The organism is Siminovitchia fordii DSM 16014 = CIP 108821, from assembly GCF_000374565.1.
GTDB lineage: Bacteria > Bacillota > Bacilli > Bacillales > Bacillaceae_C > Siminovitchia > Siminovitchia fordii.
This window is the reverse complement of record NZ_KB894685.1, coordinates 259226-285111: the sequence shown is the minus strand read 5'-3', so window position 1 is coordinate 285111 and position 25886 is coordinate 259226. Positions and strand designations below refer to the sequence as shown.

The following is a 25886-nucleotide window of genomic DNA, read 5'->3' as shown; positions in this document are numbered from 1 at the left end:
TTGGGGGAGAAGAACGAATGACGTCCAAGACGCATAATCCCGCCGATAAGAAAGAACGCTTTCTACTGCTGCTTCAGCATATCGGTTTGACAGATGACCAGTATATGGAGTATTTCGGTTCCGGTCTGATCGAGAGACTAGTTGTAGATAAAACAAATAAAAGATGGCACTTTTATTTTTCATTGGAACGCCTGCTCCCATGCCGCATTTATTTAGCTTTTTCCCAAAAACTTCAACAAACCTTTCATCAGATTGCACATGTAGATTTCACATTGTCGTACAGTGATAAAACTTTCACAAAAGATTTGGTCATCGATTATTGGCGTGATTGCCTGAAAGAGATCGAGGGGATGTCACCAATGCTTCTTGCTCTTTTGGACGGACAACTTCCGGATGTCCAAGGCAATAAAGTCATTGTAAAAGTCAGAAATGACACCGAAGCTCGAGCGCTTCAGGAAAAATACGGGAAGGTTCTTTCCGATATATATATGAAATTCGGTTTTCCTTCTTTGATGTTGTCTGCTGAAATTGGTGATGAAGCACAATCCAATGAAGATTATGAGAAGTTTATGGAAGAAAAGCGCAAAGAGGACGAAGAACGTGCACGCCAGGCATTAGCAGAAATGAAGCGGATGGAAGCGGACAAAGAGAGCAGCAACGGTACTGAAGTAAGCGGGCCATTGGTGATCGGATACGCAATAAAAAATGATGAAGAGATCCGAAGGCTTGAGGAAATATATGATGAAGAACGGCGAATTACGGTCGAAGGATATGTTTTTGCAGCCGAAACAAGGGAGCTTCGCAGCGGCAGGACGCTTCTTACTTTCAAAATGACGGATTATACCGATTCCATTTCCGTGAAGAAATTTTCAAAAGATAATGAGGATGCAGCCCTTATGAATATGGTGAAAAAGGGCATGTGGGTAAGAGTTCGCGGCAGCGTACAAAATGATACTTTTGCTCGGGAACTTGTCATAATGGCTCAGGATATCAATGAAGTGAAAGCGAAGGAAAGAAAAGATCTTGCGGAAGGATTGAAGCGGGTCGAACTCCACCTGCATTCACCGATGAGCCAGATGGATGCGGTGACTTCCATAAGTAAGTATATTTCTCAGGCAAAAAAATGGGGACATACTGCCGTTGCACTTACAGACCATGCAGTTGTCCAATCGTTTCCTGAAGCATACGGGGCAGGAAAAAAGAATGATATAAAAATCCTTTATGGCCTGGAGGCCAACCTGGTAGATGACGGTGTCCCAATTGCCTACAACAGTACGCACAGGCTTTTGGAAGAAGAAACATATATTGTCTTTGACGTGGAAACAACAGGCCTTTCGGCAATCTATGATAAAATCATAGAATTGGCTGCTGTCAAAATCCGTGGAGGAGAAGAGGTCGATCGGTTCGAAAGGTTCGCAAACCCTCATCATCCGCTATCAGCCACAACAATCGAGTTGACAGGCATAACAGATGACATGGTTGAAAATGCTCCTGAAATAGAGGAAGTTCTCCATGATTTCCATAGATGGATTGAGGATGGCATACTCGTCGCCCATAATGCTTCATTCGATATAGGCTTTTTGAACGCCGGTAATCAGCGGATCGGTTTGCCGAAGGTGGAAAATCCTGTCATTGATACATTGGAGCTGGCCAGGTTTCTTTATCCCGAATTTAAAAATCACCGCTTGAATACATTGGCCAAAAGGTTCGATATCGAACTCGTCCAGCATCATAGGGCAATATATGATGCGGAGGCAACCGGAAAAGTATTTTGGAAACTGCTGCTTGACGCCAGGCAGAAGGATATTCTATACCACGATCAGTTGAATGATAATATGGGGCAGGGAGATTCATATAAACGTGCAAGACCCTCCCACTGTACATTGCTTGCACAGAATGATGCCGGGTTGAAAAATCTTTATAAACTTGTGTCTTATTCCCATATGAATTACTTTTACAGGGTTCCCCGCATCCCCCGGTCTTTATTGGAGAAACATAGGGAAGGAATTCTTGTCGGGTCAGGCTGTGACAAGGGTGAAGTTTTCGAAGCGATGATGCAAAAGGGAAGAGCAGAAGCTGAAAAGGCAGCCGGGTTTTATGATTACCTTGAAATTCATCCAAAACCTGTCTACGCACCTCTTATTGAAATGGAGCTGGTCAGGGACGAGAAGGATCTTGAGGACATCATCACCAATATCGTAAGCATGGGAGAGGACCTCAACCTGCCTGTTGTCGCTACTGGAAATGTCCACTATATGAACAAAGAGGACAAGATATACAGGGAAATCTTAATAAGATCCCAAGGCGGCGCAAACCCGATGAACAGATATAACCTTCCTGAAGTGCATTTCCGCACGACGGATGAAATGCTTGCCGAATTTTCTTTTCTTGGAGAAGAAAAAGCGTATGAAGTAGTCGTAACGAATTCGAATCTGATAGCTGATAAGATTGAAGATGTTAAACCGATCAAAGATGACCTATATACACCGAAAATTGAAGGCGCAGAAGAAGAAATCAGGTCGATGAGTTATGAAATGGCCAGGTCCATATATGGCGAAGAGCTTCCAGAGATTGTAGAGGCAAGACTTGAAAAGGAACTGGCAAGCATCATCGGCCATGGATTTGCCGTCATCTACCTCATATCTCATAAACTTGTAAAAAAATCATTGATAGACGGTTATTTGGTCGGCTCTAGGGGATCTGTCGGTTCATCCCTGGTTGCCACCATGACAGAAATCACGGAGGTCAACCCGCTGCCCCCACATTACGTATGCCCAGAATGTAAGCACTCCGAATTCTTCGATGACGGTTCGGTCGGTTCCGGATTTGACCTTCCGGATAAAAACTGCGAAAAATGTGGAGCACCCTATAAAAAAGATGGACATGATATCCCGTTTGAAACGTTCCTCGGATTTAAGGGGGACAAGGTGCCGGATATCGACTTAAACTTCTCTGGCGATTACCAGCCGCATGCCCATAACTATACGAAAGAACTGTTCGGGGAGGATTACGTATATCGGGCAGGTACCATCGGAACAGTGGCGGAAAAAACGGCTTACGGATATGTGAGAGGTTATGAGCAGGATAATAATTTAATGCTGCGAAATGCGGAAGTCGATAGGCTTGTTCAAGGGTGTACCGGTGTAAAAAGAACAACGGGGCAGCATCCAGGCGGAATCATCGTTGTACCGTCGGATATGGAAATATTTGATTTCTGCCCGATCCAGTACCCGGCTGATGATACCGGATCCGATTGGAGAACTACTCATTTTGATTTCCATTCCATCGACAGCAATCTGTTAAAATTGGATATTCTTGGGCATGACGATCCCACGGTAATTCGTATGCTTCAAGAGCTTAGCGGAATGGATCCAAAGACAGTACCAATTGACGATCCTGAAGTAATGAAGATTTTCAGCGGTACGGAGTCTCTGGGTGTGACCGAAGAGCAGATCATGTGTAAAACAGGAACGTTGGGAATCCCTGAATTTGGTACCCGCTTTGTCAGGCAAATGCTAGAAGATACGATGCCGACCACTTTTTCCGAGCTTGTCCAGATTTCAGGCCTTTCACATGGAACAGATGTCTGGCTTGGCAACGCACAGGAGCTCATCCGTTCTGGTACATGTACGCTTTCCGAAGTGATCGGGTGCCGGGATGATATTATGGTATACCTTATTTACCAAGGTCTAGAGCCGTCACTCTCTTTTAAAATCATGGAGTCGGTTAGAAAAGGGAGAGGGCTTACACCTGAGTGGGAAGAGGAAATGCTGAAAAACAATGTACCGGGATGGTATATTGAATCATGTAAAAAGATCAAGTATATGTTCCCGAAGGCACACGCGACTGCGTATGTGCTGATGGCTGTGAGAATAGCCTATTTTAAAGTCCATCATCCGCTACTTTATTATGCGGCATACTTTACTGTGAGAGCGGAGGACTTCGACCTTGAAGCAATGGTCCGCGGTTCACAGGCAATCAGATCCAAAATAGAAGAGATCAATGCAAAGGGGCTTGACGCCACAGCTAAAGAAAAGAACCTGTTGACGGTTCTGGAGATTGCTCTTGAAATGTGTGAGCGTAAATTTAAATTCCAACGGGTCGATCTTTATCGGTCAAGTGCCTCGGAATTCATCATTGATGGAGACACACTGATTCCGCCTTTTAATGCAATTCCCGGATTGGGTACAAATGCTGCAATAAATATCGTAAAAGCGCGCGAAGAAGGTGAATTCCTTTCGAAGGAAGATCTTCAGAAACGAGGAAAAGTGTCCAAGACAATCATAGAATATTTGGACCAGCAAGGCTGTTTGGAATCACTTCCTGAACAAAATCAGCTGTCTCTTTTTTAAGGATTCTAGGCATGAACCGCCTTGATTCCGGCAATTATTTGCAAACAACGCATGGTTATGGTATATTTTTATTGGAAATACTATGAATAGACTCTGCGCAAAAAGAGTGGGTGCCCCCCACTCTTTCGTAATTGTTGCAGATAAATATACGCAAAACCAAATAGAAACTCTATATAATGGAGGTTTTTATGAGTAAAGTGACAGACATGGTTGAGGAACTAGCGGCTCCGATTCTTAAAGAAATGCAGCTTGAATTAGTTGATATCGAATATGTCAAAGAAGGGAAGAATTGGTTTCTCCGACTCTTCATTGATAAGGATGACGGTGTGGACATAGAGGAATGCGGCATTGTCAGCGAAAAACTTGGTGAGAAGCTGGATGAATTGGATCCTATTCCGCACAATTACTTCTTGGAAGTATCATCTCCAGGGGCAGAAAGGCCTTTGAAAAAGGCAGAAGATTTTACGAAAGCCGTTGGAAAACTAGTGAATGTCAAAACATATGAACCAATTGATGGCGAGAAAGAATTTGAAGGCAAACTAGTAGAATTTAATGGCGAAGCTTTAAAGATCGACGTTACCATTAAAACCCGGACGAAAACATTCGAAATTCCATTTGAAAAAGTGGCAAAAGCCCGTTTAGCCGTCGTTTTTTAAACAGCCGAACAAAAAGAGAAAAGGGGAGAAAATGTTCATGAGCTCAGAACTAATGGATGCTCTAGTTGTTTTGGAAAAAGAAAAAGGAATTTCCCGGGAAGTCCTGATTGAGGCCATCGAAGCTGCCTTGGTTTCCGCCTATAAAAGAAACTTTAACCAGGCGCAGAATGTACGCGTCGATATGAACTTGGAAACAGGTACAATGAGGGTTTTTGCCAGAAAAGAAGTGGTCGATGAAGTATTTGATTCCAGGCTTGAAATATCTATGGATGAAGCGAGAAATATTAATCCATCCTATGAGCCAGGCGATATGGTGGAGCTTGAAGTGACACCAAAGGAATTTGGCAGAATTGCAGCCCAGACAGCCAAACAGGTTGTTACACAGCGTGTTAGGGAAGCCGAGCGGGGCATCATCTACTCCGAATTTGTGGATCGCGAGGATGATATCATGACAGGTATCGTGCAGCGGCAGGATCCCCGCTTTATATATGTAAGCCTAGGAAAAATCGAAGCGCTGCTTCCGCAAAGCGAGCAAATGTCCAATGAAACTTACAAGCCACACGACCGAATTAAAGTCTATTTGACAAAGGTCGAAAAGACGACGAAAGGTCCGCAAATCTTTGTTTCCAGGACTCACCCAGGGCTTCTTAAGCGTCTGTTTGAAGTAGAAGTCCCGGAAATATACGATGGAACTGTTGAAATAAAGTCGGTTGCAAGGGAAGCGGGGGACCGCTCGAAAATATCGGTCGCAACCGACTATGATGAGGTAGATCCTGTGGGCGCTTGCGTTGGCCCTAAAGGGGCAAGGGTCCAGGCTATTGTTGATGAATTGAAAGGTGAAAAAATAGATATCGTTGAATGGTCTTCGGATCCAGTTGAATTTGTGGGAAATGCATTGAGCCCCTCTAAGGTACTCGATGTCATAGTGAACGAAGAGGACAAAGCGACGACGGTGATTGTTCCGGATTATCAGCTTTCTTTAGCTATTGGAAAACGTGGACAAAATGCCCGTCTTGCTGCAAAGCTGACTGGATGGAAAATAGACATCAAAAGTGAAACGGATGCCCGTGAGGCTGGAATTTATCCAAGAGAAGATGTCTTTGATTTTGAGGAAGAAGAGATGGATGAATCATTCGATTTGGTGGACGAAGAAATCGAATAGGGGTGAGGAAGATGGCAAAGCAAAGAAAGATACCTATGAGAAAGTGTGTCGCAACTGGAGAGATGAAACCGAAAAAAGAAATGATCCGGATTGTCCGTTCCAAGGAAGGGGAAGTCTCCGTAGATTTGACCGGCAAAAAATCCGGACGCGGCGCCTATCTTTCCAAAGATAAAGATATCATCTTGACAGCAAAAAATAAAAAAGTGCTTGCCAGCCATCTGCAGGCAGAGATAAAAGATGAAATATATGATGAGCTGCTGTCCCTTGTCGATGGAGACAATAAATAAATGAAGAAAGAAAAATGGATGTCATTGCTAGGCCTGGCGAATAGAGCTCGTAAGGTGGTTTCCGGTGAGGAACCGGTCATCAAAGAAGTCAGAAGCGGCGGGGCGATGCTGGTCATATTGGCCAAAGATGCCTCCAAAAATACATCCAAAAAAGTTCAGGATAAATGTATGTATTATGATGTGCCTGTCGTTTTTGCAGAAACGAGGGAAATGCTCGGCCAGGCAATCGGTAAAGATGCAAGAGTTGTAGTTGCAATCGTGGAGGCCGGATTTGCAGAAAAGTTGGCAACATTGTTTTATGATTAAACCCGGGGGTGAACATATGAGTAAAATGCGAGTATATGAATATGCAAAAAAACATAATACTTCCAGCAAGGAAGTGATAGAAAAGCTGAAAAGCATGAATATAGAAGTTACTAACCATATGTCGGCCATTGACAGTCAGGCAATTGGAAAACTGGATTCCGCTTTTAACAGAAATAGCGGTGAAAAAGGAGGCTCTCAGAGGAGAGTGCAGCAAAGACAAGGACAACAGCAGGGCCGCCCACAGGCCAGATCAGGACAGAACGGAGAGCAGCGCGGAGACCAACGCAGAGGTGGATCGGAACAGCAACAAAACAGGCCGGGAAATCAAGGGCAAAAGAATGGCCGCAACCATAAGCCAAATCCAAGAGGAAATCAACGGGGTGGAAATAAAGGGCCAGGCCGAAACCGCAAGCAAAATCAAAGCCGTCAGCGCCAAAAGCAGCAGCAACATCATCCTGCACCTCCGAGACAAAAAGAATTGCCCGAAAAAATTACTTTTACAGAGTCTTTAACAGTTGCTGAACTTGCCAAAAAGATTCACAGAGAACCTTCAGAAATTATTAAAAAGCTCTTTATGCTTGGTGTTATTGCAACAATCAACCAGGAATTGGATAAAGACGCAATCGAACTAATCTGTGCGGAATATGGCGTGGAAGTAGAAGAAGAGATTCAAATTGACAAGACCGACCTCGAAGTGTATTTCGAAGAAGAAAATGATGGAAAGGACCTTACGGAAAGACCAGCGGTCGTTACAATCATGGGTCATGTTGACCACGGTAAAACGACTCTCCTCGATTCATTGAGAAATACAAAAGTCACTGCCGGGGAAGCTGGTGGGATTACCCAGCATATCGGTGCTTATCAAATTGAAACTAACGGTAAAAAAATCACATTCCTTGATACTCCGGGACACGCAGCGTTTACTACGATGCGCGCCAGGGGAGCAAAAGTAACGGATATTACAATTTTGGTTGTTGCTGCGGACGACGGTGTCATGCCGCAAACAGTTGAAGCGATCAACCATGCAAAAGCAGCAGAGGTTCCAATCATCGTTGCAGTCAACAAGATCGATAAACCGACAGCAAACCCTGACCGTGTAATGCAGGAATTGACCGAACACGGACTTGTTCCGGAAGATTGGGGCGGAGACACTATTTTTGTGCCGATATCCGCTCTTCAAGGAGAAGGTATAGAGAGCCTGCTGGAAATGGTCCTTCTTGTAAGTGAAGTTGAAGAACTGAAAGCAAATCCAAAGAGGACTGCTTTGGGAACTGTCATTGAGGCTCAGCTTGACAAAGGACGCGGTTCAGTCGCAACATTGCTTGTCCAGGATGGTACATTAAAAGTGGGAGATCCAATTGTAGCCGGTAACACCTACGGTCGTGTCCGTGCCATGGTGAATGATATCGGGCGGCGTGTCAAAGAAGCAGCGCCTTCAACCCCGGTTGAAATTACTGGCCTTAGTGATGTGCCTCAGGCAGGTGATCGCTTTGTCGTATTCCAAGATGAAAAGACAGCCCGACAAGTCGGTGAAGCTCGTGCCCAACAGGCTTTACAGGCCCAAAGAAGCGAAAGCTCACGTGTAAGCCTAGATACGCTTTTTGAACAGATGAAACAGGGTGAAATGAAAGAACTCAATGTGATTATTAAAGCGGATGTCCAAGGCTCCGCGGAGGCGCTTGCAGCATCATTAAGAAAAATCGATGTGGATGGTGTAAACATCAAGATTATCCATGGAGGCGTCGGGGCCATCAATGAATCGGATATCACGTTGGCGGCAGCTTCCAATGCCATTGTCATCGGATTCAATGTTCGTCCGGATGTTAATGCCAAACGCGCTGCAGATTCAGAGGGCGTAGATATTCGTCTTCACCGGATTATATATAAGGCAATTGAAGAGATTGAGGCAGCAATGAAAGGTATGCTGGATCCTGAATACGAAGAAAAAGTGATCGGTCAGGCTGAAGTAAGACAAACATTCAAGGTGTCCAGAATTGGAACGATTGCAGGTTCCTATGTAACGGATGGAAAAATCACCCGTGACAGCGGTGTCCGCCTGATCAGGGACGGAATTGTCATCTATGAAGGTGAAATCGATGATTTAAAACGATTCAAAGATGACGTCAAAGAGGTAAGCCAAGGTTACGAATGTGGCATCACGATAAAAAATTTCAATGACGTAAAAGAAGGGGACGTAATCGAAGCGTTCCTGATGGAAGAGATTGAGCGTGCTTGATTGGATTCGCTGAATGTGAATTCCGGATTTATAACGCCCAATCACTAAAAGATAAACGCTCAGTGGTAAAGCGGATTTTGACAAGAACGAAACAAAAATATAATGTCTCAATTGCTGAGGTTGGTCATCAGGACATATGGCAGCGAGCAGGAATCGCCATCGTCACTGTTGCATCAGCCCGAAGAAGAGCTGAGCGTGAACTTGAAGAGACTATTGATTTTCTAGATTCTTTCCCTGAGTGGGAAAGAATCGGGTCAACCCATTATGAGTGGCTGTAATGTGAGGTGTTATACATGAGTTTACGTGCCAATCGTGTCGGTGAACAAATGAAAAAAGAACTGGGTGAGATCATCTCCCGGAAGATCAAAGATCCAAGAGTCGGCTTTGTCACTGTTACCGATGTGGAAGTAACAGGGGATCTCCAGCAGGCAATAGTCTATATTTCGGTTCTTGGCAGTGATCAGGAGAAAGAAGATACACTGAAAGGCTTGACTAAGGCAACCGGGTTTATCCGCTCGGAGATCGGCCATAGAATCAGGCTGCGAAAAACACCTGAAATCAGCTTTGAATTTGATGAATCAATCGAATATGGAAACAAGATTGAGAAGCTATTGAAGGATATGAATGAAGATTAGGATAGACAAACTTGTCTATCCTTTTTTCAAGAGGAAAAGTCTGCCTTGCCCATCTTCGACGTACAGGAGGACCTAGGCAGCAGAATCCCTACAGGATTGGCGATTTGAGACGGCCGGCTATTACCTTCTGAGAATGTTGTGATGTTTCGGCACACTATTCATGTTTACCTTGTTGCCGAGTTCTAAGGAGTTATCCAAGTGAGTTCTTATGAAGTCAGCGAGTAGCAACTTGGCAGAAGAGTTGCCTCCTTGGGGATCGTCTTGCCTGATCGCACTTATTAAGGTGCTTAAGATTTCTGAAAAGGAGGAGAAGCCCATGGAAGGGATATTGCCGTTGTGGAAGCCCAAAGGATTGACATCCCATGATTGCGTTTATAAGGTCAGGAAGCTTTTGGGAATGAAAAAGGTTGGGCATACAGGGACTCTTGATCCCGATGTGACAGGGGTGTTGCCGATCTGCCTCGGCAGAGCCACTAAAATAGCCGAGTATATCACAGATGCAGGCAAAGAGTATGAGGGTGAAGTCACAATCGGTTTTTCAACAACTACAGAAGATGCTGCCGGTGAAATAGTGGAAGAAAAGCCAGTTCAGGAAAAAATTCCAATCGAGTCCATTAAGAGCGTTCTTCAATCCTTAACTGGTAATATACAGCAAACCCCTCCAATGTATTCTGCGGTTAAGGTCAAAGGGAAACGCTTGTATGAATATGCCCGTGCTGGTATTACGGTTGAACGTCCTGTCCGGACAGTCAAAATATACCATTTGCGGCTATTGGAGGATACACTATCTTTCCGTGACGGGCTTTTCTCTTTTCGTTTTTCCGTCCATTGCAGCAAGGGCACCTATATACGGACGCTAGCAGTGATGATAGGGGAAAAATTTGGTTATCCAGCCCACATGTCAGACCTTGTCCGGACAGCATCTGCCTCATTTAAGAAAGAGGATTGTGTAACATTTGATCAGCTCCATACAATCCTTGATCAAGGAAAAGTACAGGAAGCCATTTTTCCGCTTGAAAAGGGATTGTTACATTTGCCCTCCATGGAAATTAGTGATAAATTAGCGTTGAAAGTGCAAAATGGCGCTGTTTTGGAAAAACCTGAACATTGGACAGACGAAGAAACAGTACTCTTCTATAAAGGAAGGGCTTTGGCCATTTATCATACCCATCCGGAAAAAAACAGGCTGATCAAGCCTGTTAAAGTGTTAAGAAATGAATGAAACAGGTGACATATATTGAAAGTTATAATGATCCAGCATCCCCATTCTTTTCAAAAGGATGATTTTCCGCTCCTTTCCGTAGCCTTGGGCTTTTTTGACGGAGTACACGGTGGACATAAGAGAGTCATACAGACTGCTAAAAAAACTGCTGACAAGCACAGGATAAAGAGTGCAGTCATGACGTTCGATCCCCACCCTTCCGTTGTATTGTCTCAAGAGGGTGGAGCTGTCGAATATATCACTCCATTAGAGGATAAAATAGAAGTTATTTCAGGATTAGGAATAGATTATCTCTTGATTGTCAGATTCACATCTGCCTTTGCAAGCCTGCAGCCTTCTGAATTTGTTCAGCAATATCTTATAGACTTGAACGTGCGCTATGTTTCGGCAGGGTTTGATTTTACATACGGAAAATATGGAAAAGGCACGATGGAGACCCTTTTCGAAGATGGACAGGGAAAACTTCAGGTAATGACTGTACCCAAATTCGAGAATAATGATGAGAAAGTCAGTTCCACTAGGATCAGGAAACTGTTAAGGGAAGGCAGGACCGAAGAGATCCCCGGTCTGCTCGGAAGATTTTATACTACAAAGGGAACTGTCATCCATGGTGAGAAGCGGGGAAGACAGCTGGGGTTCCCCACGGCAAATATCCGGCTGAACAATGATTATCTCGTTCCAAAAGAAGGGGTTTATGCTGTTCGAATGCTTGTAAACAATCAATGGGAAAAAGGAGTTTGTAACGTAGGCTATAAGCCCACATTCCATGAACCAGGACAAATGGAACTATCGATAGAAATCCATTTGCTTCAATTCGACCGTTCGATCTATGGTGAGGAAGTGACCATAGAATGGAGGTTAAGAATCCGGGATGAACAAAAATTTGATCATTTGGAGCAGCTTAAAGGTCAAATTTTGAAGGATAAGCAGACCGCTGAGAGATTTTTTCAAGATGATGCAAAATAACTTGATTTTTGCAGATTAAAGTTGTATTCTAAAACAGTATCAAGAACCGTTGCTTGGCAGTGCGATTCACCAACGCCTGCTCGGTATCAGGGGATGAAAAACAGGAGGTGTCGGACTAATGTCCATTACGCAAGAACGTAAAAACGAAATTATCAACCAGTACAGAATTCATGAAAGCGACACGGGATCACCGGAAGTTCAAATTGCGGTTTTGACAGAGGAAATCAACAATTTGAACAACCATCTCCGCGTCCACAAAAAAGATCATCATTCAAGACGTGGATTAATGAAAATGGTTGGACGCCGCAGAAACTTATTGACTTACCTGCGTGAAAAAGATGTTCAACGTTATCGTGTATTGATCGATAAACTTGGCCTGCGTCGATAGGATGATAAAGATGTAACTGAAAGCGGGATTAATTCCCGCTTTTTTGTTAGGATGAAAAGGCAGACACCTGTACGTAAGTTCATATGAAAATGCGGCGATCAGCCTGCATATTCGAACTGAACATTGGACATGGATAGGACTAGCTCATATCCATGTCTAATGTTCAGTTGCGTACAAGGTGGGAGTTTTACTTTTCAATTCTGCCTATTATTTACATTTAGTTTTATGAAAGAGAGGCGTTGTAAAAATGGACCATGAGAAAAAAGTGTTTTCTATGGAATGGGCCGGACGGGATTTGACCGTTGAAATTGGCCAACTTGCAAAACAGGCCAATGGAGCGGTTCTTGTCCGTTATGGAGATACAGCTGTATTATCTACTGCTACTGCTTCAAAAGAGGCAAAATCAGTTGACTTTTTTCCGTTGACTGTAAATTATGAAGAAAGATTATACGCGGTAGGTAAAATACCTGGCGGCTTTATTAAGAGGGAAGGGAGGCCGAGTGAAAAGGCAATTTTGGCTAGCCGCCTGATCGACCGGCCGATCCGCCCGCTGTTTCCTGATGGTTTCAGGAATGAAGTACAGGTTGTAAGTGTTGTAATGAGTGTAGATCAGGATTGTTCTCCGGAAATGGCAGCCATGTTTGGTTCTTCCCTGGCATTATCCATTTCTGATATTCCGTTTGAAGGGCCTATCGCAGGAGTCGTTGTCGGACGAGTGGATGGAAAATTCATTATCAATCCTAACGTAGAGCAAATGGAGCAGAGTGATATTGACCTCACTGTTGCCGGAACAAAAGATGCAATCAATATGGTGGAAGCAGGCGCGGAAGAAGTGTCCGAAAAAACAATGTTAGAAGCAATCATGTTCGGCCATGAAGAAATCAAACGCCTGATCTCATTCCAGGAAGAGATTGCCGAAAAGGTTGGAAAAGAAAACAGGGAAATTGAATTGTATGAAATTGATTCCGAACTTGAACAGGAAGTCCGTTCCATATGCGAACAGGAGCTTATTGCTGCGATTCAAGTCGAGGAAAAACATGCACGTGAAGATGCCATCCAGGAAGTAAAGGATAAAGTTATCGAAAGCTTTTCTGAGCGGGAAGATGGCGATAATGAAGATTTGATCAAACAAGTGAAACAAGTTTTGGATAAACTTGTCAAAGAAGAAGTACGCCGTTTGATCACTGTTGAAAAGATCCGTCCGGATGGACGGAAGCCTGAGGAAATCAGACCTATCCATACAGAAGTACATCTGTTGGCAAGAACTCACGGATCCGGATTATTTACAAGAGGTCAAACTCAGGCGTTCAGTGTATGTACACTTGGAGCCCTTGGAGATGTTCAAATTTTGGATGGCCTTGGAATTGAAGAATCAAAAAGGTTCATGCACCACTATAATTTCCCTCACTTCAGTGTTGGTGAAACAGGCCCAATCAGAGGTCCCGGCCGCAGGGAAATCGGACACGGTGCACTTGGGGAACGGGCATTGGAGCCTGTCATTCCGAGCGAAGCAGATTTTCCATATACGATTCGCTTAGTATCTGAGGTCTTGGAGTCGAATGGTTCATCATCACAGGCAAGTATTTGCGCAAGTTCACTGGCCATGATGGATGCAGGAGTTCCCATTAAGGCGCCGGTTGCTGGGATTGCGATGGGGTTAGTGAAATCCGGAGAACATTATACCATTTTAACCGATATCCAGGGGATGGAAGACCATCTGGGCGATATGGACTTCAAAGTGGCCGGTACGGCGGAAGGAATCACCGCCCTGCAAATGGATATAAAAATTGAAGGCTTGTCACGTGAAATTTTAGAAGAGGCGCTACACCAGGCAAAAGAAGGCCGGATGTTCATTCTTGAGAAAATGAATTCCGCGATTTCTGAGCCAAGGGAGCATCTATCACCGTATGCACCGAAAATTCTTACTCTCCATATCAACCCTGATAAAATCCGGGATGTCATTGGACCGAGCGGCAAGCAGATCAATAAAATTATTGAAGAAACAGGCGTAAAAATAGATATTGAACAAGATGGTACAGTGTTTATTGCATCGGCCGATGAGAAAATGAACGAAAAGGCCAAGAAGATTATCGAAGACCTCGTTCGTGAAGTAGAGGTTGGACAAATGTATCTTGGAAAAGTGAAGCGCATTGAGAAGTTTGGCGCTTTCGTTGAAATTTTCCCTGGAAAAGACGGTCTTGTTCATATTTCACAACTGGCTGAGGAAAGAGTCAATAAAGTTGAGGACGTTGTTTCCATTGGAGACGAATTCCTTGTGAAGGTAGTGGAGATTGATAATCAGGGAAGGGTAAACCTGTCCCGGAAAGCTGTTCTTAAAGAGCAGAAAGAAAAACAGAATCAAGACAAGCAGTAGTACCCAAAAAGCCAGGTCTTCCTGGCTTTTTTTATAAACCTTAGAGTATAAAAAAGTTGATAGCATGACCAAATACACAGACATCTTCGGCTTATGGGCTTATTTCAAGTATTTATGAATCTAGGCCACCGCATATGCAAAAAAATGTACCATATATTATTTGCTTTTTTCAGTTCCGGTGTACAGCAGGCTATGCCACACAAGTACCCGGATACTGTGTTCTACCTTGTCCATTATCCTCATAAGATTGGTTGAAGGAGGAAATGGACGTGATTAATACAAAACACTTGCCAGGATTGGGCCTTATTGCTATCCTAGCAATATTGATTGTCAATAATCCCTATACGACGCTTTATTTAAATGGGTTAGTAAACGATTCTTATCCGGTGGACTCCCCTTCAGATGCATTATATCAGCAGATAGTACGTGCTGCTGAAAAATATGATGCTCAGCCTCAGGATGCCAAAATAGACAGGGTTTGGAAAGCGATGCCGGGGTATAATGGAGTTAAAGTGGATATCAAAGCTTCCTACAAAAAAATGAAAGGAGGAATCTTTGATACCCGTAAGCTTGTTTTTAAGCAAATTCCTCCTAAAGTCCATTTAGATGATTTGCCTCCGGCTCCCATTTACCGGGCACATCCGGATAAACCTATGGTCGGATTCTTGATCAATGTAGCCTGGGGAAATGAATATTTGCCTCAAATGCTGTCAACTTTAAAAAAGCATAACGTGAAGGCAACTTTTTTTTTGGAAGGCCGTTGGGTGAAGGAAAATCCTGATCTGGCGAAGATGATTGCCGCTGATGGACATGAAGTGGGCAACCATTCATACAGTCATCCAAAAATGGAAATGCTCGGGGAAGGAAAAGTCCGGGAGGAGTTATTGAAAACTAATGAAATTATAGAAGCTACAACTGGGGAGAAGCCTGTTTGGTTCGGACCGCCCAGTGGTGGTTTCCGTGATAAAACAGTTCAAATTGCAAGCGAACTTGATATGAAGACAGTCATGTGGACAGTTGACACGATTGATTGGCAAAAGCCATCACCGGAAACGATTATTGACCGTGTAATGACCAAAGTCCACCCCGGCGCAATGATTTTAATGCATCCGACCGATTCTACAGCGAAAGCACTTGACCCGCTGATAAAGCAGATTAGAGAGAAGAACTTAAGGATTGGTACAGTCACGAAACTGATGGATGAAGAACACATCCTTAAAATAGACCAGCAAATTGAGAAATAGCGCGTGCCCATTTTCCGGGCACAAGACTTCCCCTTGGCGGCCTGAGAACTGCTTCCTCGGGGATCATCTCATGCTTGTCGGGGCTGGACAAGGCTTTTGCTATTCTATAGGGCCAGCTTCAAACGGCTAGGGATCGAGGCCGCTTCTGTTTGGCCAATGAAATCACAGAACGGTTTCATTGACCAGACCTTCAGCGCATCTCGCCCCTAAACGGCCGTCTTCCGCTATTCTTTTTACATCATGAACAGGAGGAACTTCAGTGATAAAAAAATATACTTGCCAAAACGGGGTCAGAGTCGTACTAGAAAATATCCCTTCTGTCCGGTCCGTTGCCATCGGCATATGGGTGGGGACCGGCTCACGTGATGAATTGCCGGATAACAACGGAATTTCCCATTTTCTTGAACATATGTTTTTTAAAGGAACAGCTACAAAAAATGCAAAAGAGCTTGCCGAAGCATTCGATTCAATCGGCGGGCAGGTTAATGCCTTTACCTCAAAAGAATATACTTGCTATTATGCCAAGGTGCTCGACAACCATTCGCAGTATGCACTTGAAACCCTAGCTGACATGTTTTTTAATTCCACCTTTGAGGAGGAAGAGCTGAATAAAGAGAAGAATGTAGTCAGCGAAGAGATCAAAATGTATGAAGATACTCCGGATGACATTGTGCATGACCTGCTTAATAAAGCAGCATTCGATAATCACCCCTTAGGGTATCCGATACTAGGAACAGAACAGACGCTGTCTACGTTCACAGGGGATAAATTAAGAGCCTATGTGGAAGAGACCTATACACCTGAAAAGATCGTAATCTCCATTGCTGGAAATATTGACGAATCTTTCATAAAAGAAGTTGAGCGGCTTTTTGGCTCCTTCGAAAGAAAAGGGCGGCGGCAAACCAAATCAGAGCCCGTCTTTAAGGCAAATCATGTCTCAAGGCAGAAGGATACAGAACAGGCCCACTTATGTATCGGATTTGAAGGTCTAGCTATCGGTGATCCTGATATATACAGTTTAATTGTTATGAATAATATTTTTGGGGGAAGTATGTCATCCCGTCTTTTTCAAGAAGTACGAGAAGAAAGAGGACTCGCCTATTCGGTATTTTCCTACCATTCTTCGTATAAAGACAGCGGAATTGTCACCATATACGGAGGAACAGGGGCCAACCAGATTGATGATCTTTTCGAGACAATCACCAATACGTTTGGCGAGTTGAAAAGGGACGGAATAACCGAAAAGGAGTTGAGGAATAGCAAGGAGCAGTTGAAAGGAAACTTAATGCTCGGACTTGAGAGTACAAACAGCCGCATGAGCAGAAATGGAAAAAATGAATTGCTGTTGAAACGCCATAGAACTTTGGATGAAATCGTGGATGAAATTGATCGTGTCAGTATTCAAAGTGTGAACGACATGGCAAATAGGATATTTGCGGATCAATTTACGCTTGCACTGATCAGTCCGGATGAAAAGTTATTATTGCAGCCTAGTTAAAGGAACCCCTTTTTAAAAAGGGGTTTTTCCCATTCTAAAAACCGTAAACAGGCTATATATTTTACAAAGGGAGTGGATTAATAAGGAGGCGCACTATGCGATTAAGCGAGCTAGGCGGAAAAGAAATTGTCGATTTTAAAAGGGCAGAAAGAATGGGAGTCTTGGGGCAGACCGATCTTGAGATTAACAGCAGTACAGGCGAAATTGATCACTTGATCATCCCGACCGGGAAGTGGATCAGGAAAAATGGCGGTGAAATCCGGGTACCATGGAGAAATATCAGAACGATCGGCACGGATATGATTATCCTGGAAGTACCTGATCATTAGAATTGAAAAATGACCGGCGCTCCGTCAAATCGGAGGTCGGTTTTTTTGTATGCAAATAGTTTTATTTGACGGCAAAGAGTCACTACTCTATCATCAATTATTGTAATCTCTTAACTGTATTGGACTATAAAGAATTGGGGGATGTCATGCTTCGGATCTTATTTCTAACCATTATTTCGTTATATTTGATTTCCACGCTGTTTCCAGCGCTTCCAACTGGAAATTTTATTTCTTTTTTATGCTTTTTCATTGTTTGTATTACTTTTCCTCAGGTTAAAACATTTGTAAAATTACTTGGGGGAATCTTCTTAATACTTGGAGCAGGCTTGCTATGGTATGACGGTGCGGAATGGCAGCAATACATTCTATCTTTTGGCCCCATGCTTGATCTGATCACGATGTTTGTTATTTTGCCAATTTTGGCGATACCTATTAAATTAGGCAATTATGGAAATGATATTCAATATCTTATTCAGAAAAATATCAAATCGGCAAAGCAATTGTATAAAATGACATCCGGAATTTCCTATTTTTTCAGCATTTTTATGAACCTTGCCACATTGCCGATGACCTATTATCCAATTAGACCGGCTCTGGAATCCTTTCATGTTCAAAATAAGGAGAGGTTCATGAGCAACTCAATAACGCGGGGGTTTGCCATGCCGCTCATTTGGGCGCCAGTAACCCCGATAGTCGGTGTTGTCATTGTGTTGACGGGGGTCAGTTGGGTTTCAATCCTTCCGTTATTAATTCCACTCAGTATTTTCGGACTATTACTGGACTGGGTTATGGAAGGCAGAAAAATGAAAAGTATCCCGGATTTGAATCTGTCTGTCTCCACCAAAAGCCCTGTTGCTGCAGCAACTGAAGAACCTGGCCATGGGCGTCCAGGAAGGGTGTTACATATTCTCACCGCGATTCTTGTTTTTAATATCTTCATATCAATGGCGGAGGCACGATTCCCTTACTCATTTTTGATTCTAGTATCTATATTGGTGGTCCCTTTTTCCTTAATCTGGTCATCCATGCTGAATAAAGGAAAAGAGTTCATGTCCAGTCTGAGGGAGCATATTAACATTTTCCCGGATAGGATGAAAGAACAGTTCTTTATTTACTTATCTGCCGGATTTTTGATTTCGTCAATCAAAATTTCCGGTGCCAATGAAACGCTGAATCATATTATCGTCAATTTAATAAGTGTAATCAGTGCAGAGTTTTTTATCATATTGTTACCGCTGTTCCCACTGGCATTTGCTTTTGTCGGGCTTCACCCCGCTGTTACCTTATCATTGATGGCCGGCGCGCTGGATCCTGCGGTGATTGGTATTTCACCCATTGTTCTTGCAGTGGCGATGCTTTCGGGTGCCATCTCCGCCTTTTTAATCGGCCCTTATAATGCCACCCTTGGACTCATGGCTAGTATTATAAAAGAGAGCTCTTTAAAAGTATCCAATTGGAATTTGAAGTTTACGATTATTTTTATTTGCTGGATCATGCTTTATTTATTTGTATTACAACTTATAATTCATTCGTAAAAAATCAAAGAGGATCCATTAATTAGAGTGCTGGAAACCGTCCAAGCACTCTATTTTTTGTGCAATCATACAATAAGGTTGCAGAGGGATACAGCACGAGCGAAAGAAGGTGATGGAACTTTGATGTTGACGGATATGCAGATTGTTATCATGGGCGGAGATGCAAGGCAATTGGAAATAATAAGAAAATTGACGGAGCTTGACGCAAAATTATACCTTGCCGGTTTTGAACAACTGGAACAGCCTTTTTCCGGAGCTGTGAAAGAGAAGCTCCATGACCTAAATTTTTCCCATATAGATGCGATTATCTTACCAGTACCTGGAACGAGTTTGGAAGGGGAAGTGGAAACGATATTCTCGAGTGAAAAAATTATTTTAACAGAAAAAATCCTTCAACAGACGCCATCTCATTGTACTGTATATTCAGGGATCAGCAACAAGTACCTGGATAATATCATAAAAAAGTCGAATCGGAAGCTGGTCAATCTGTTTGAAAGAGATGATGTAGCTATATATAACTCGATCCCTACAGTTGAAGGAACGATTATGATGGCCATACAAAATACAGACATAACAATCCACCAGTCTTCCATAGCCGTACTCGGTTTGGGGAGAGTCGGAATGACTGTGGCCCGGATTTTTTCATTGCTTGGAGCAAAAGTGAAAGTGGGGGCAAGAAAGAGCGAACATATTGCAAGGATCACCGAAATGGGATTGCAGCCATTTTATTTAAACGATCTGAGGAATGAAGTCAAAGATATAGATATTTGCATTAATACAGTACCATATCCTATAGTCGACGCAGCAGTCATTGCTCAAATGCCTTCCCATACGTTAATTATTGATTTGGCTTCCAAGCCTGGCGGGACAGACTTCCGTTATGCGGAGAAACGCGGGATCAAAGCTCTCTTGGCCCCCGGACTACCGGGAATCGTTGCACCGAAAACAGCGGGACAAATCTTGGCGAATGTTCTATCGCAATTGCTGGAAGAAGAGCTTGAAAACCGAAAGGGGAAAGAAAAAAGATGAGCTTAAAAGGGAAACGTATCGGTTTCGGTTTAACTGGATCGCACTGTACGTATGATGCTGTGATACCGGAGATTGGCAAGCTGGCTGATGCTGGAGCTGAGGTTGTTCCTGTTGTGACTTATACCGTCAAAAGCACAGATACTAAATTTGGAGAGAGTGATGACTGGATTACCAGAATAGAACAGGCTGCAGGCAGGAAAGTCATCGATTCGATTGTCGCTGCAGAACCGTTGGGACCGAAAGAGCCGCTAGACTGCATGGTTATTGCTCCATTGACGGGAAACTCTATGAGTAAATTTGCCAACGCTTTGACTGACTCACCCGTATGATACTCATGGCACTAAAGAACGCCCATGACAGAACGTCCATGCTCATACGCTCTCCGGAGTAAAGAAACTGCTTCTTAAATAAGGTTCAATCATATGGACAGCGGCCTTTCTTCCCCTTCCTTTTTCAAGGATTTCTATATTTACTTGACTGAAGACCAAGTGGAGCAACTGGTTTTTGACTGATTTGCTATCTGCCTTTTTGTATGCTTCTAAAATATTCGTAAGGTTGCTTTTCACTAATTTGATATCGATTCGCTTTCTTTCTTCCTGAATGTCATCATCCACTTTAACTTTTTTTAAGTTATCTAATTCCTTATCTAGCTCATCTTTCCTTTCTAGAAACATCTCATCCGTGTAAATTCCTGTTTCGTATTTATCATAAATAAAATTCATTCTTCGTTTAATTTCTTCTTCCCGTATTTTTATATACTCTTTCATATCGTCTTTTGCACGACTGGGCTTTTCTTCTATGCGTATACGATTTAACTGGGCTTCTAAAGCGATGGGGTCAAGTCCTTTCAAAAATCTGAGTGTTTCTAACAGATCCTCTTCTATGCTAGTAAATTTTACATAAGTACAACCGGTTGTTCCGCAAAAAAGAAAATCTTTTATATAAACACTATAAGAGCCATCCTTTTTTTTATACTTTCGTTTAGAATGTCTTCGAATGAATTTTCGTCCGCACATTTTGCATACACACAATCCAGCCAATTCGTTCGGTTCAAAGTCTAACTTTGTTTTTGTGGTTCCTTCACGATTTTCTATTCTATATTGAACCCTGTTCCAAGTATCCATGTCGATGATAGGGGGATGTGCATCGCGTACAATTATATGCTCATCTTGGGGCCTGGGGACTTTTTTTCCGTCTGTTGTTGTTTGGGTGGTGTTATACCGCAAAACTCCTATATAAAGATCGTTTTCGAGCAAGTAACGCAGGCTTGCGACACCCCAATTTTTCTTACCTTTTGGTGTTTTTATACCTATTCGTGTCAAGTATGTTGCCAGCGCCCGGAATTGGACCAGTTTCCGTCTGCCGTTATTCAAGATAATACCATTTGCGTAAAAATCAAATATCAATCTTACGGTTTCGGCTTCAGTTTCATTCATTATCAGTTTTTTGGTTTCATGATTATAATCATATCCAAATGGGGCAGGACCGCTTACCCATTTCCCCTCCATAGCAGCGTTGTATCTGCCGCCGGTTAATCGCTCTCTGGTCGTTTCAAACTCTTCTCTTGACATAAACAATTCAAAGCGAATTTGACGCAAATCTGAAGGGTTCGTGGGGTCATAAATCTTCCATGGAGTAATGATGAATATTCTCTTTTCAATAATAAGGTCATAAATAGTTCCCATATCCGTGTATGATCCCCTGCCCATCCGAGAAATTTCCTTGACAGCAATAGCGTCGAACTTGCCTCTATCTAAGTCTATTATTACTTGCTTAAAGACTGGCCGGGTTGCAATCTTGTCACCGGAACCAATTTCAGGACGCTGTTCATATGGGAGCCCAAATTCGGATAACACGCGGTCCATTAATTTTTTTTGCTCATGAAGAGTATCTTCTCCCGTTTTCTTTTCACGTTCTTCATCTTGCCGGGATTTTCTGAGGTAATTAATTATAGAAGTAATCCCGAATGTTTCAATTGTCTTCTTTGCTACTGACAATGAAAATGCCCCTTTCATTTGGTATCATACTCTTGTGACATATATATCCAACATCGAATCAGACAATTATTAAAAAAGTTAAAAGATATTCGGTTTATTCTTATGTTGTTAATGATGTGGATTTGTCATCAATTTCGATTCGTTTAAACGCGATAATATAAAGATTTTAATCATGTGTGAATGGAAGGGGATATTGATTAGCCAGGTGACTTTAAATGTATGAAAGTAAGGTCTGAAAACTTTTAGTATCAGAATTGAGGACAATAAAACGATGTGAATATAAAAAGGGGATATAGAAATGAGCAAACCTGAATTTTATATTAGCTTAGCAGTAGGTCATGATTGTGATATGGAATCATATGCATTACGATCAACACTTGAATACTTTGGGGCACGGGTCACTATGCATTGGATAGGAAGACCAAATGATTTAGTAGAGGTATTATCTGGTGAAGATCGAGAAGATAAAATTGATTATCTAATATTAAACTTCCATGGTGATGAAGGAAGGTTTTGTATGAATGAATTAGGTGAAGATATCTATGAACTTGATGAGCCAAGGGGGGAGTTTTTTAATGCTCAAGATGTACTGCGATTTTCTAAATTGAAAGGTGTAAAAGTTATTGCAGCAGGTTGTACGTTAGGGAGAGAATCTTTAGCAAAGGCATTTCTTAAAAGCGGTTGCCATTCTTATATAGGTCCAGATGATTATATAGATGGTAATTCTAATTTAATGTTTCTTATAAGGTTTATGTACGAAATAATAAACAATAATAAAAGCCAGCAAGAAGCATTTGAAATCGCAAGGTCTATCGACGAAGAAACTTCTATATATAAAATCTATTTATCCCAATAAAATCAATAATGAATGCAGGTTCCAATTCACAGGTTTGAAAGAAAAAGGAGCGTCATAACTTCCCCTCATAAAACAGGCAAGATGGAAAAAAAGTGGCTAGAAAGTTCTCTTTATGGAAAAGTCTGAGACAAAAAAGAAGACGAAAGGCCAGTTCTCTGAAATGAATATTCCTTTGAGATCACGGTGTCTATATAAAGTTGAAAAGCGGTATAAGTTTTAAGGCAAAGCCCGTCTACATAAGTAGATGGGCTTTTTTAGACGAAGAATTCCGATTCAGATGAAACCTAGCCTCTTGAAGAAAGCTTGTAAGATGGCAGAAGTGATAGCAGGAACACATTTGCTATAGACCGTGAATTCCAAAAGATAGGGTGGTCAATTCCGAGTCTTTTTTCATTATAGGAAAGACCTATTATAGGGAAAAATATAAGAGGAAAAGCAATAAGAATTGATGAAGATTTGACTGTCTAAAAGAGAAAAGCCGAAGATCAAAAAAGAAATGATCAAGAGGCGTAATGTGGACTGCCTGTATGCTCATATAATCATATTGCCCTTGGCTGAACATCAAGAGAAGGAAGTGACCTGTTCATGAGAGCCAATGCATTGGCAGTAGAGAAAAATAGACAGTCAGTTTGCTCAAGCAAACTATCAGAGGGAAAAAATTTACTCATTAAAGATAGGAGCTCCGCTACAGAAGTTGGAAAAAAACGGCATAAGAAGAATGTGGAGGAATATGACATTATTGAGATTCAGGGTAAGCACGGACTGATAAAACTTCATGTTCCAAAAAGGGAGCCGACCCAGGATGAGATTGAAAAACTTCACAGGAGTTTTGCTGAGATAGCAATTGACATCAGTAAAAATGTTAAGAAAAAAGCCGCTGAAAAAAGATAGCGGCTTTTTATCATTGTGCACCCATCATTGGTTCAGGCTTTAGGGGAATGTCCTGTGTATGACGATGTTAATCTTGTTGATTACCAGTATAATCATGGGGTGGAAAGTATTCTCGGTTTTCGAAATGGTAATATGATAGTTGTGAAAAGTATATTTAATTGAAGTAAAATCACTTTTTTCACTGATTCGTAAAAAATCTTGCTATCATTATGGAAAGTTCATCACGAAAAAAGGAGAAAAAATGGAGAAGCGAAAAATTTTATTAGTGGAAGATGATATAGAAATTAGCGAAATGCTCAATATTCACTTAACAAATGAACATTATCAGGTAGAGTGTGCCTATGATGGAGAAGAAGCGATGGAGAAGTTCATGAATAACTCTTATGATTTAATTTTGCTGGATTTGATGCTGCCAAAGTTAAACGGAATGGATTTTTTACAGCTTGTACGGACAAAAAGTTTTACGCCCGTTATGATTTTATCAGCAAAAGATAGTGATGTAGATAAGGCACTGGGATTAGGATTTGGTGCTGACGATTACGTAACTAAGCCTTTTTCAATGGTAGAGTTATCTGCACGAGTGAAAGCTTTAATTCGGCGTTCGACACAATATGCAGAAGACAAAATGCCAGTCGCATCATCTATTATTCAAGTGCACGACATTCAGTTGGATCGAGAAAATCATCAAGTAACTAAAAATGGAGAGATACTGAATTTGACAGCGACAGAATGGGCGATTTTATGTTTGTTCATTGAGTATCCGAAAAAAGTCTTTACAAAAGAGCAAATCTATCGTTCTGTTTGGAATGAAAAATATTACGGCGATGAAAATATTATTAATGTGCATATCCGACGACTTCGAGAAAAAATTGAAGACAATCCTTCGAAGCCTCAATACATTAAGACGCTTTGGGGAATTGGCTATAAATTAGGTGAATTCGAATGATTGTTTTATTGAGCATTATGGTTATGTTTTTATGTATTATTTTGTTTTTACAGTATCGTGCAAAGCAAGAAAAAGATCAACATTTACGTTATATGGCAGAAAAGTTAGAAGGAATTATGATGGATTCTACAAGAGAGCAGATTCAAATTGTAACAGACGATAAGCAGGTCGTTCATTTAATGATGCAAATCAATCAACTGCTTGATCGAAGTAGAGAACATGAAAGAAATTTTATACATACAGAGGCATCAATGAAACGGATGCTTGCGAATATCTCACATGATTTGAAAACACCTTTGACCGTTATTGTTGGTTATTTGGAAATGCTGGAGAATCAATCAAACTTGCCTGCATCGGAACAAGCGCAGTTACTAAGAAAAGTACGAAGAAAAGCTAATGAGCTAATACATTTAATGAATACCTTTTTTGACTTGGCAAAATTGGAATCCGGTGACCAGGTGATTGAATTAGAGCGTGTAAATTTAACGGAGATTGCTAAACAAAATTTGCTTGCTTTTTACGAATTGATTGAAACGAAAGGCTTTGAAGTGGATATTCAGTTGCCGGATAGACCGATTTGGATGAGAGGGAATGAAGAGGCGTTAAATCGAATTTTTAATAATTTAATTTCGAATGCATTGAAATACGGAGCTGATGGTAACTGGTTTGGACTTCATTTATGTGAAGATAAGCAATTTATTACTATTCAAATCATAGATCGTGGAAAAGGTTTGGATGAAATTCAGCAGGAGCGTGTATTTGAACGAATGTATACGTTAGAAGAATCACGCAATAAAGCATTTCAAGGAAGTGGATTAGGTCTGACAATTACAAAACGATTAGTGGAGGCAATGGATGGTGTAATTCAAGTAGCGTCCAAGCCTTATAAAGAAACAAACTTTACGATTCAATGGAAGCGCTGAGCGAAACGTAAGATTTTTGTAAGAAATAAGACAGAAATAAGAAAAGATCGGTGC

General features: G+C 41.9%; 22 protein-coding genes and 1 pseudogene. 22 read left to right on the top strand and 1 reads right to left on the bottom strand.

All coding sequences use genetic code 11. The features are described 5' to 3' along the window. The first annotated feature begins 17 nt into the window (after window positions 1-17). The 18 genes and pseudogenes from C509_RS0101405 to C509_RS23200 all read left to right on the top strand — a co-directional run. Window positions 18-4352, top strand: a complete 4335-nt coding sequence (locus C509_RS0101405) for a PolC-type DNA polymerase III (RefSeq protein WP_018705108.1) — start codon at window positions 18-20, stop codon at window positions 4350-4352. Window positions 4353-4540: 188 nt separating this feature from the next. Beyond that, entirely contained in the window at window positions 4541-5008 is a 468-nt protein-coding gene (rimP, locus tag C509_RS0101400; RefSeq protein ID WP_018705107.1) for a ribosome maturation factor RimP, read from the top strand. A gap of 37 nt (window positions 5009-5045) precedes the next feature. Next, complete coding sequence (gene nusA, locus C509_RS0101395; RefSeq protein WP_018705106.1) at window positions 5046-6170, top strand: transcription termination factor NusA; 1125 nt, start codon at window positions 5046-5048, stop codon at window positions 6168-6170. Between the two features lie 11 nt (window positions 6171-6181). Beyond that, entirely contained in the window at window positions 6182-6457 is a 276-nt protein-coding gene (rnpM, locus tag C509_RS0101390) for an RNase P modulator RnpM (RefSeq protein ID WP_018705105.1), read from the top strand. Beyond that, window positions 6458-6763, top strand: coding sequence for a YlxQ family RNA-binding protein (locus C509_RS0101385; RefSeq protein ID WP_018705104.1), 306 nt, complete (start codon window positions 6458-6460; stop codon window positions 6761-6763). Window positions 6764-6779: 16 nt separating this feature from the next. Beyond that, window positions 6780-8999, top strand: a complete 2220-nt coding sequence (gene infB / locus C509_RS0101380) for a translation initiation factor IF-2 (protein ID WP_026319623.1) — start codon at window positions 6780-6782, stop codon at window positions 8997-8999. Further along, on the top strand, window positions 8996-9277 hold the full coding sequence (locus C509_RS0101375) for a DUF503 domain-containing protein (protein WP_018705102.1): 282 nt from the start codon (window positions 8996-8998) through the stop codon (window positions 9275-9277). Before infB ends, C509_RS0101375 begins: the two co-directional genes overlap by 4 nt. Window positions 9278-9292: 15 nt before the next feature. Beyond that, window positions 9293-9634, top strand: coding sequence for a 30S ribosome-binding factor RbfA (gene rbfA / locus C509_RS0101370; RefSeq protein ID WP_018705101.1), 342 nt, complete (start codon window positions 9293-9295; stop codon window positions 9632-9634). A 316-nt stretch (window positions 9635-9950) separates the two neighbouring features. Then, entirely contained in the window at window positions 9951-10856 is a 906-nt protein-coding gene (gene truB, locus C509_RS0101365; RefSeq protein WP_018705100.1) for a tRNA pseudouridine(55) synthase TruB, read from the top strand. A 15-nt stretch (window positions 10857-10871) separates the two neighbouring features. Continuing rightward, a complete protein-coding gene (gene ribF, locus C509_RS0101360) occupies window positions 10872-11822 on the top strand; it encodes a bifunctional riboflavin kinase/FAD synthetase (protein WP_018705099.1) in 951 nt (316 codons plus the stop codon). A 118-nt stretch (window positions 11823-11940) separates the two neighbouring features. Next, entirely contained in the window at window positions 11941-12210 is a 270-nt protein-coding gene (gene rpsO / locus C509_RS0101355; protein ID WP_018705098.1) for a 30S ribosomal protein S15, read from the top strand. 247 nt (window positions 12211-12457) lie between these two features. Continuing rightward, complete coding sequence (pnp, locus tag C509_RS0101350) at window positions 12458-14584, top strand: polyribonucleotide nucleotidyltransferase (RefSeq protein ID WP_018705097.1); 2127 nt, start codon at window positions 12458-12460, stop codon at window positions 14582-14584. A 263-nt stretch (window positions 14585-14847) separates the two neighbouring features. Further along, on the top strand, window positions 14848-15828 hold the full coding sequence (locus tag C509_RS0101345) for a polysaccharide deacetylase family protein (protein WP_026319622.1): 981 nt from the start codon (window positions 14848-14850) through the stop codon (window positions 15826-15828). 259 nt (window positions 15829-16087) lie between these two features. Next, window positions 16088-17326: a M16 family metallopeptidase gene (locus tag C509_RS0101340; protein ID WP_018705095.1), complete on the top strand. Its 1239-nt coding sequence runs from the start codon at window positions 16088-16090 to the stop codon at window positions 17324-17326. A 95-nt stretch (window positions 17327-17421) separates the two neighbouring features. After that, window positions 17422-17655, top strand: coding sequence for a YlmC/YmxH family sporulation protein (locus C509_RS0101335; RefSeq protein ID WP_018705094.1), 234 nt, complete (start codon window positions 17422-17424; stop codon window positions 17653-17655). A gap of 65 nt (window positions 17656-17720) precedes the next feature. Then, on the top strand, window positions 17721-19190 hold the full coding sequence (locus tag C509_RS0101330) for a hypothetical protein (RefSeq protein ID WP_245542409.1): 1470 nt from the start codon (window positions 17721-17723) through the stop codon (window positions 19188-19190). 123 nt (window positions 19191-19313) lie between these two features. Then, window positions 19314-20219 carry a dipicolinic acid synthetase subunit A gene (dpaA, locus tag C509_RS0101325; protein WP_026319621.1) on the top strand — a complete coding sequence of 302 codons (906 nt, stop codon included), beginning with the start codon at window positions 19314-19316 and terminating at the stop codon, window positions 20217-20219. Then, a pseudogene (locus C509_RS23200) lies at window positions 20216-20545 on the top strand (dipicolinate synthase subunit B); the annotation flags it as partial. The gene dpaA and the pseudogene C509_RS23200, both read left to right, overlap by 4 nt. Before the next feature lie 45 nt (window positions 20546-20590). On the opposite strand, the gene C509_RS0101315 reads toward C509_RS23200, so the two are convergent. Next, entirely contained in the window at window positions 20591-22216 is a 1626-nt protein-coding gene (locus C509_RS0101315; protein ID WP_026319620.1) for a recombinase family protein, read from the bottom strand. 298 nt (window positions 22217-22514) lie between these two features. Here C509_RS0101315 and C509_RS0101310 point away from each other — a divergent pair, with 298 nt between their 5' ends. The 4 genes from C509_RS0101310 (at window position 22515) to C509_RS0101290 (ending at window position 25832) form a co-directional block, all read left to right on the top strand. Then, window positions 22515-23072: a hypothetical protein gene (locus C509_RS0101310; protein WP_018705089.1), complete on the top strand. Its 558-nt coding sequence runs from the start codon at window positions 22515-22517 to the stop codon at window positions 23070-23072. Window positions 23073-23672: 600 nt separating this feature from the next. Further along, the gene (locus C509_RS0101305) at window positions 23673-23963 is read left to right on the top strand and encodes a hypothetical protein (protein ID WP_154654304.1); all 291 of its coding nucleotides are present in this window, start codon (window positions 23673-23675) and stop codon (window positions 23961-23963) included. Window positions 23964-24204: 241 nt separating this feature from the next. Continuing rightward, a complete protein-coding gene (locus C509_RS0101295; RefSeq protein ID WP_018705086.1) occupies window positions 24205-24909 on the top strand; it encodes a response regulator transcription factor in 705 nt (234 codons plus the stop codon). After that, complete coding sequence (locus tag C509_RS0101290; protein ID WP_018705085.1) at window positions 24906-25832, top strand: sensor histidine kinase; 927 nt, start codon at window positions 24906-24908, stop codon at window positions 25830-25832. Before C509_RS0101295 ends, C509_RS0101290 begins: the two co-directional genes overlap by 4 nt. Window positions 25833-25886 lie beyond the last annotated feature (54 nt).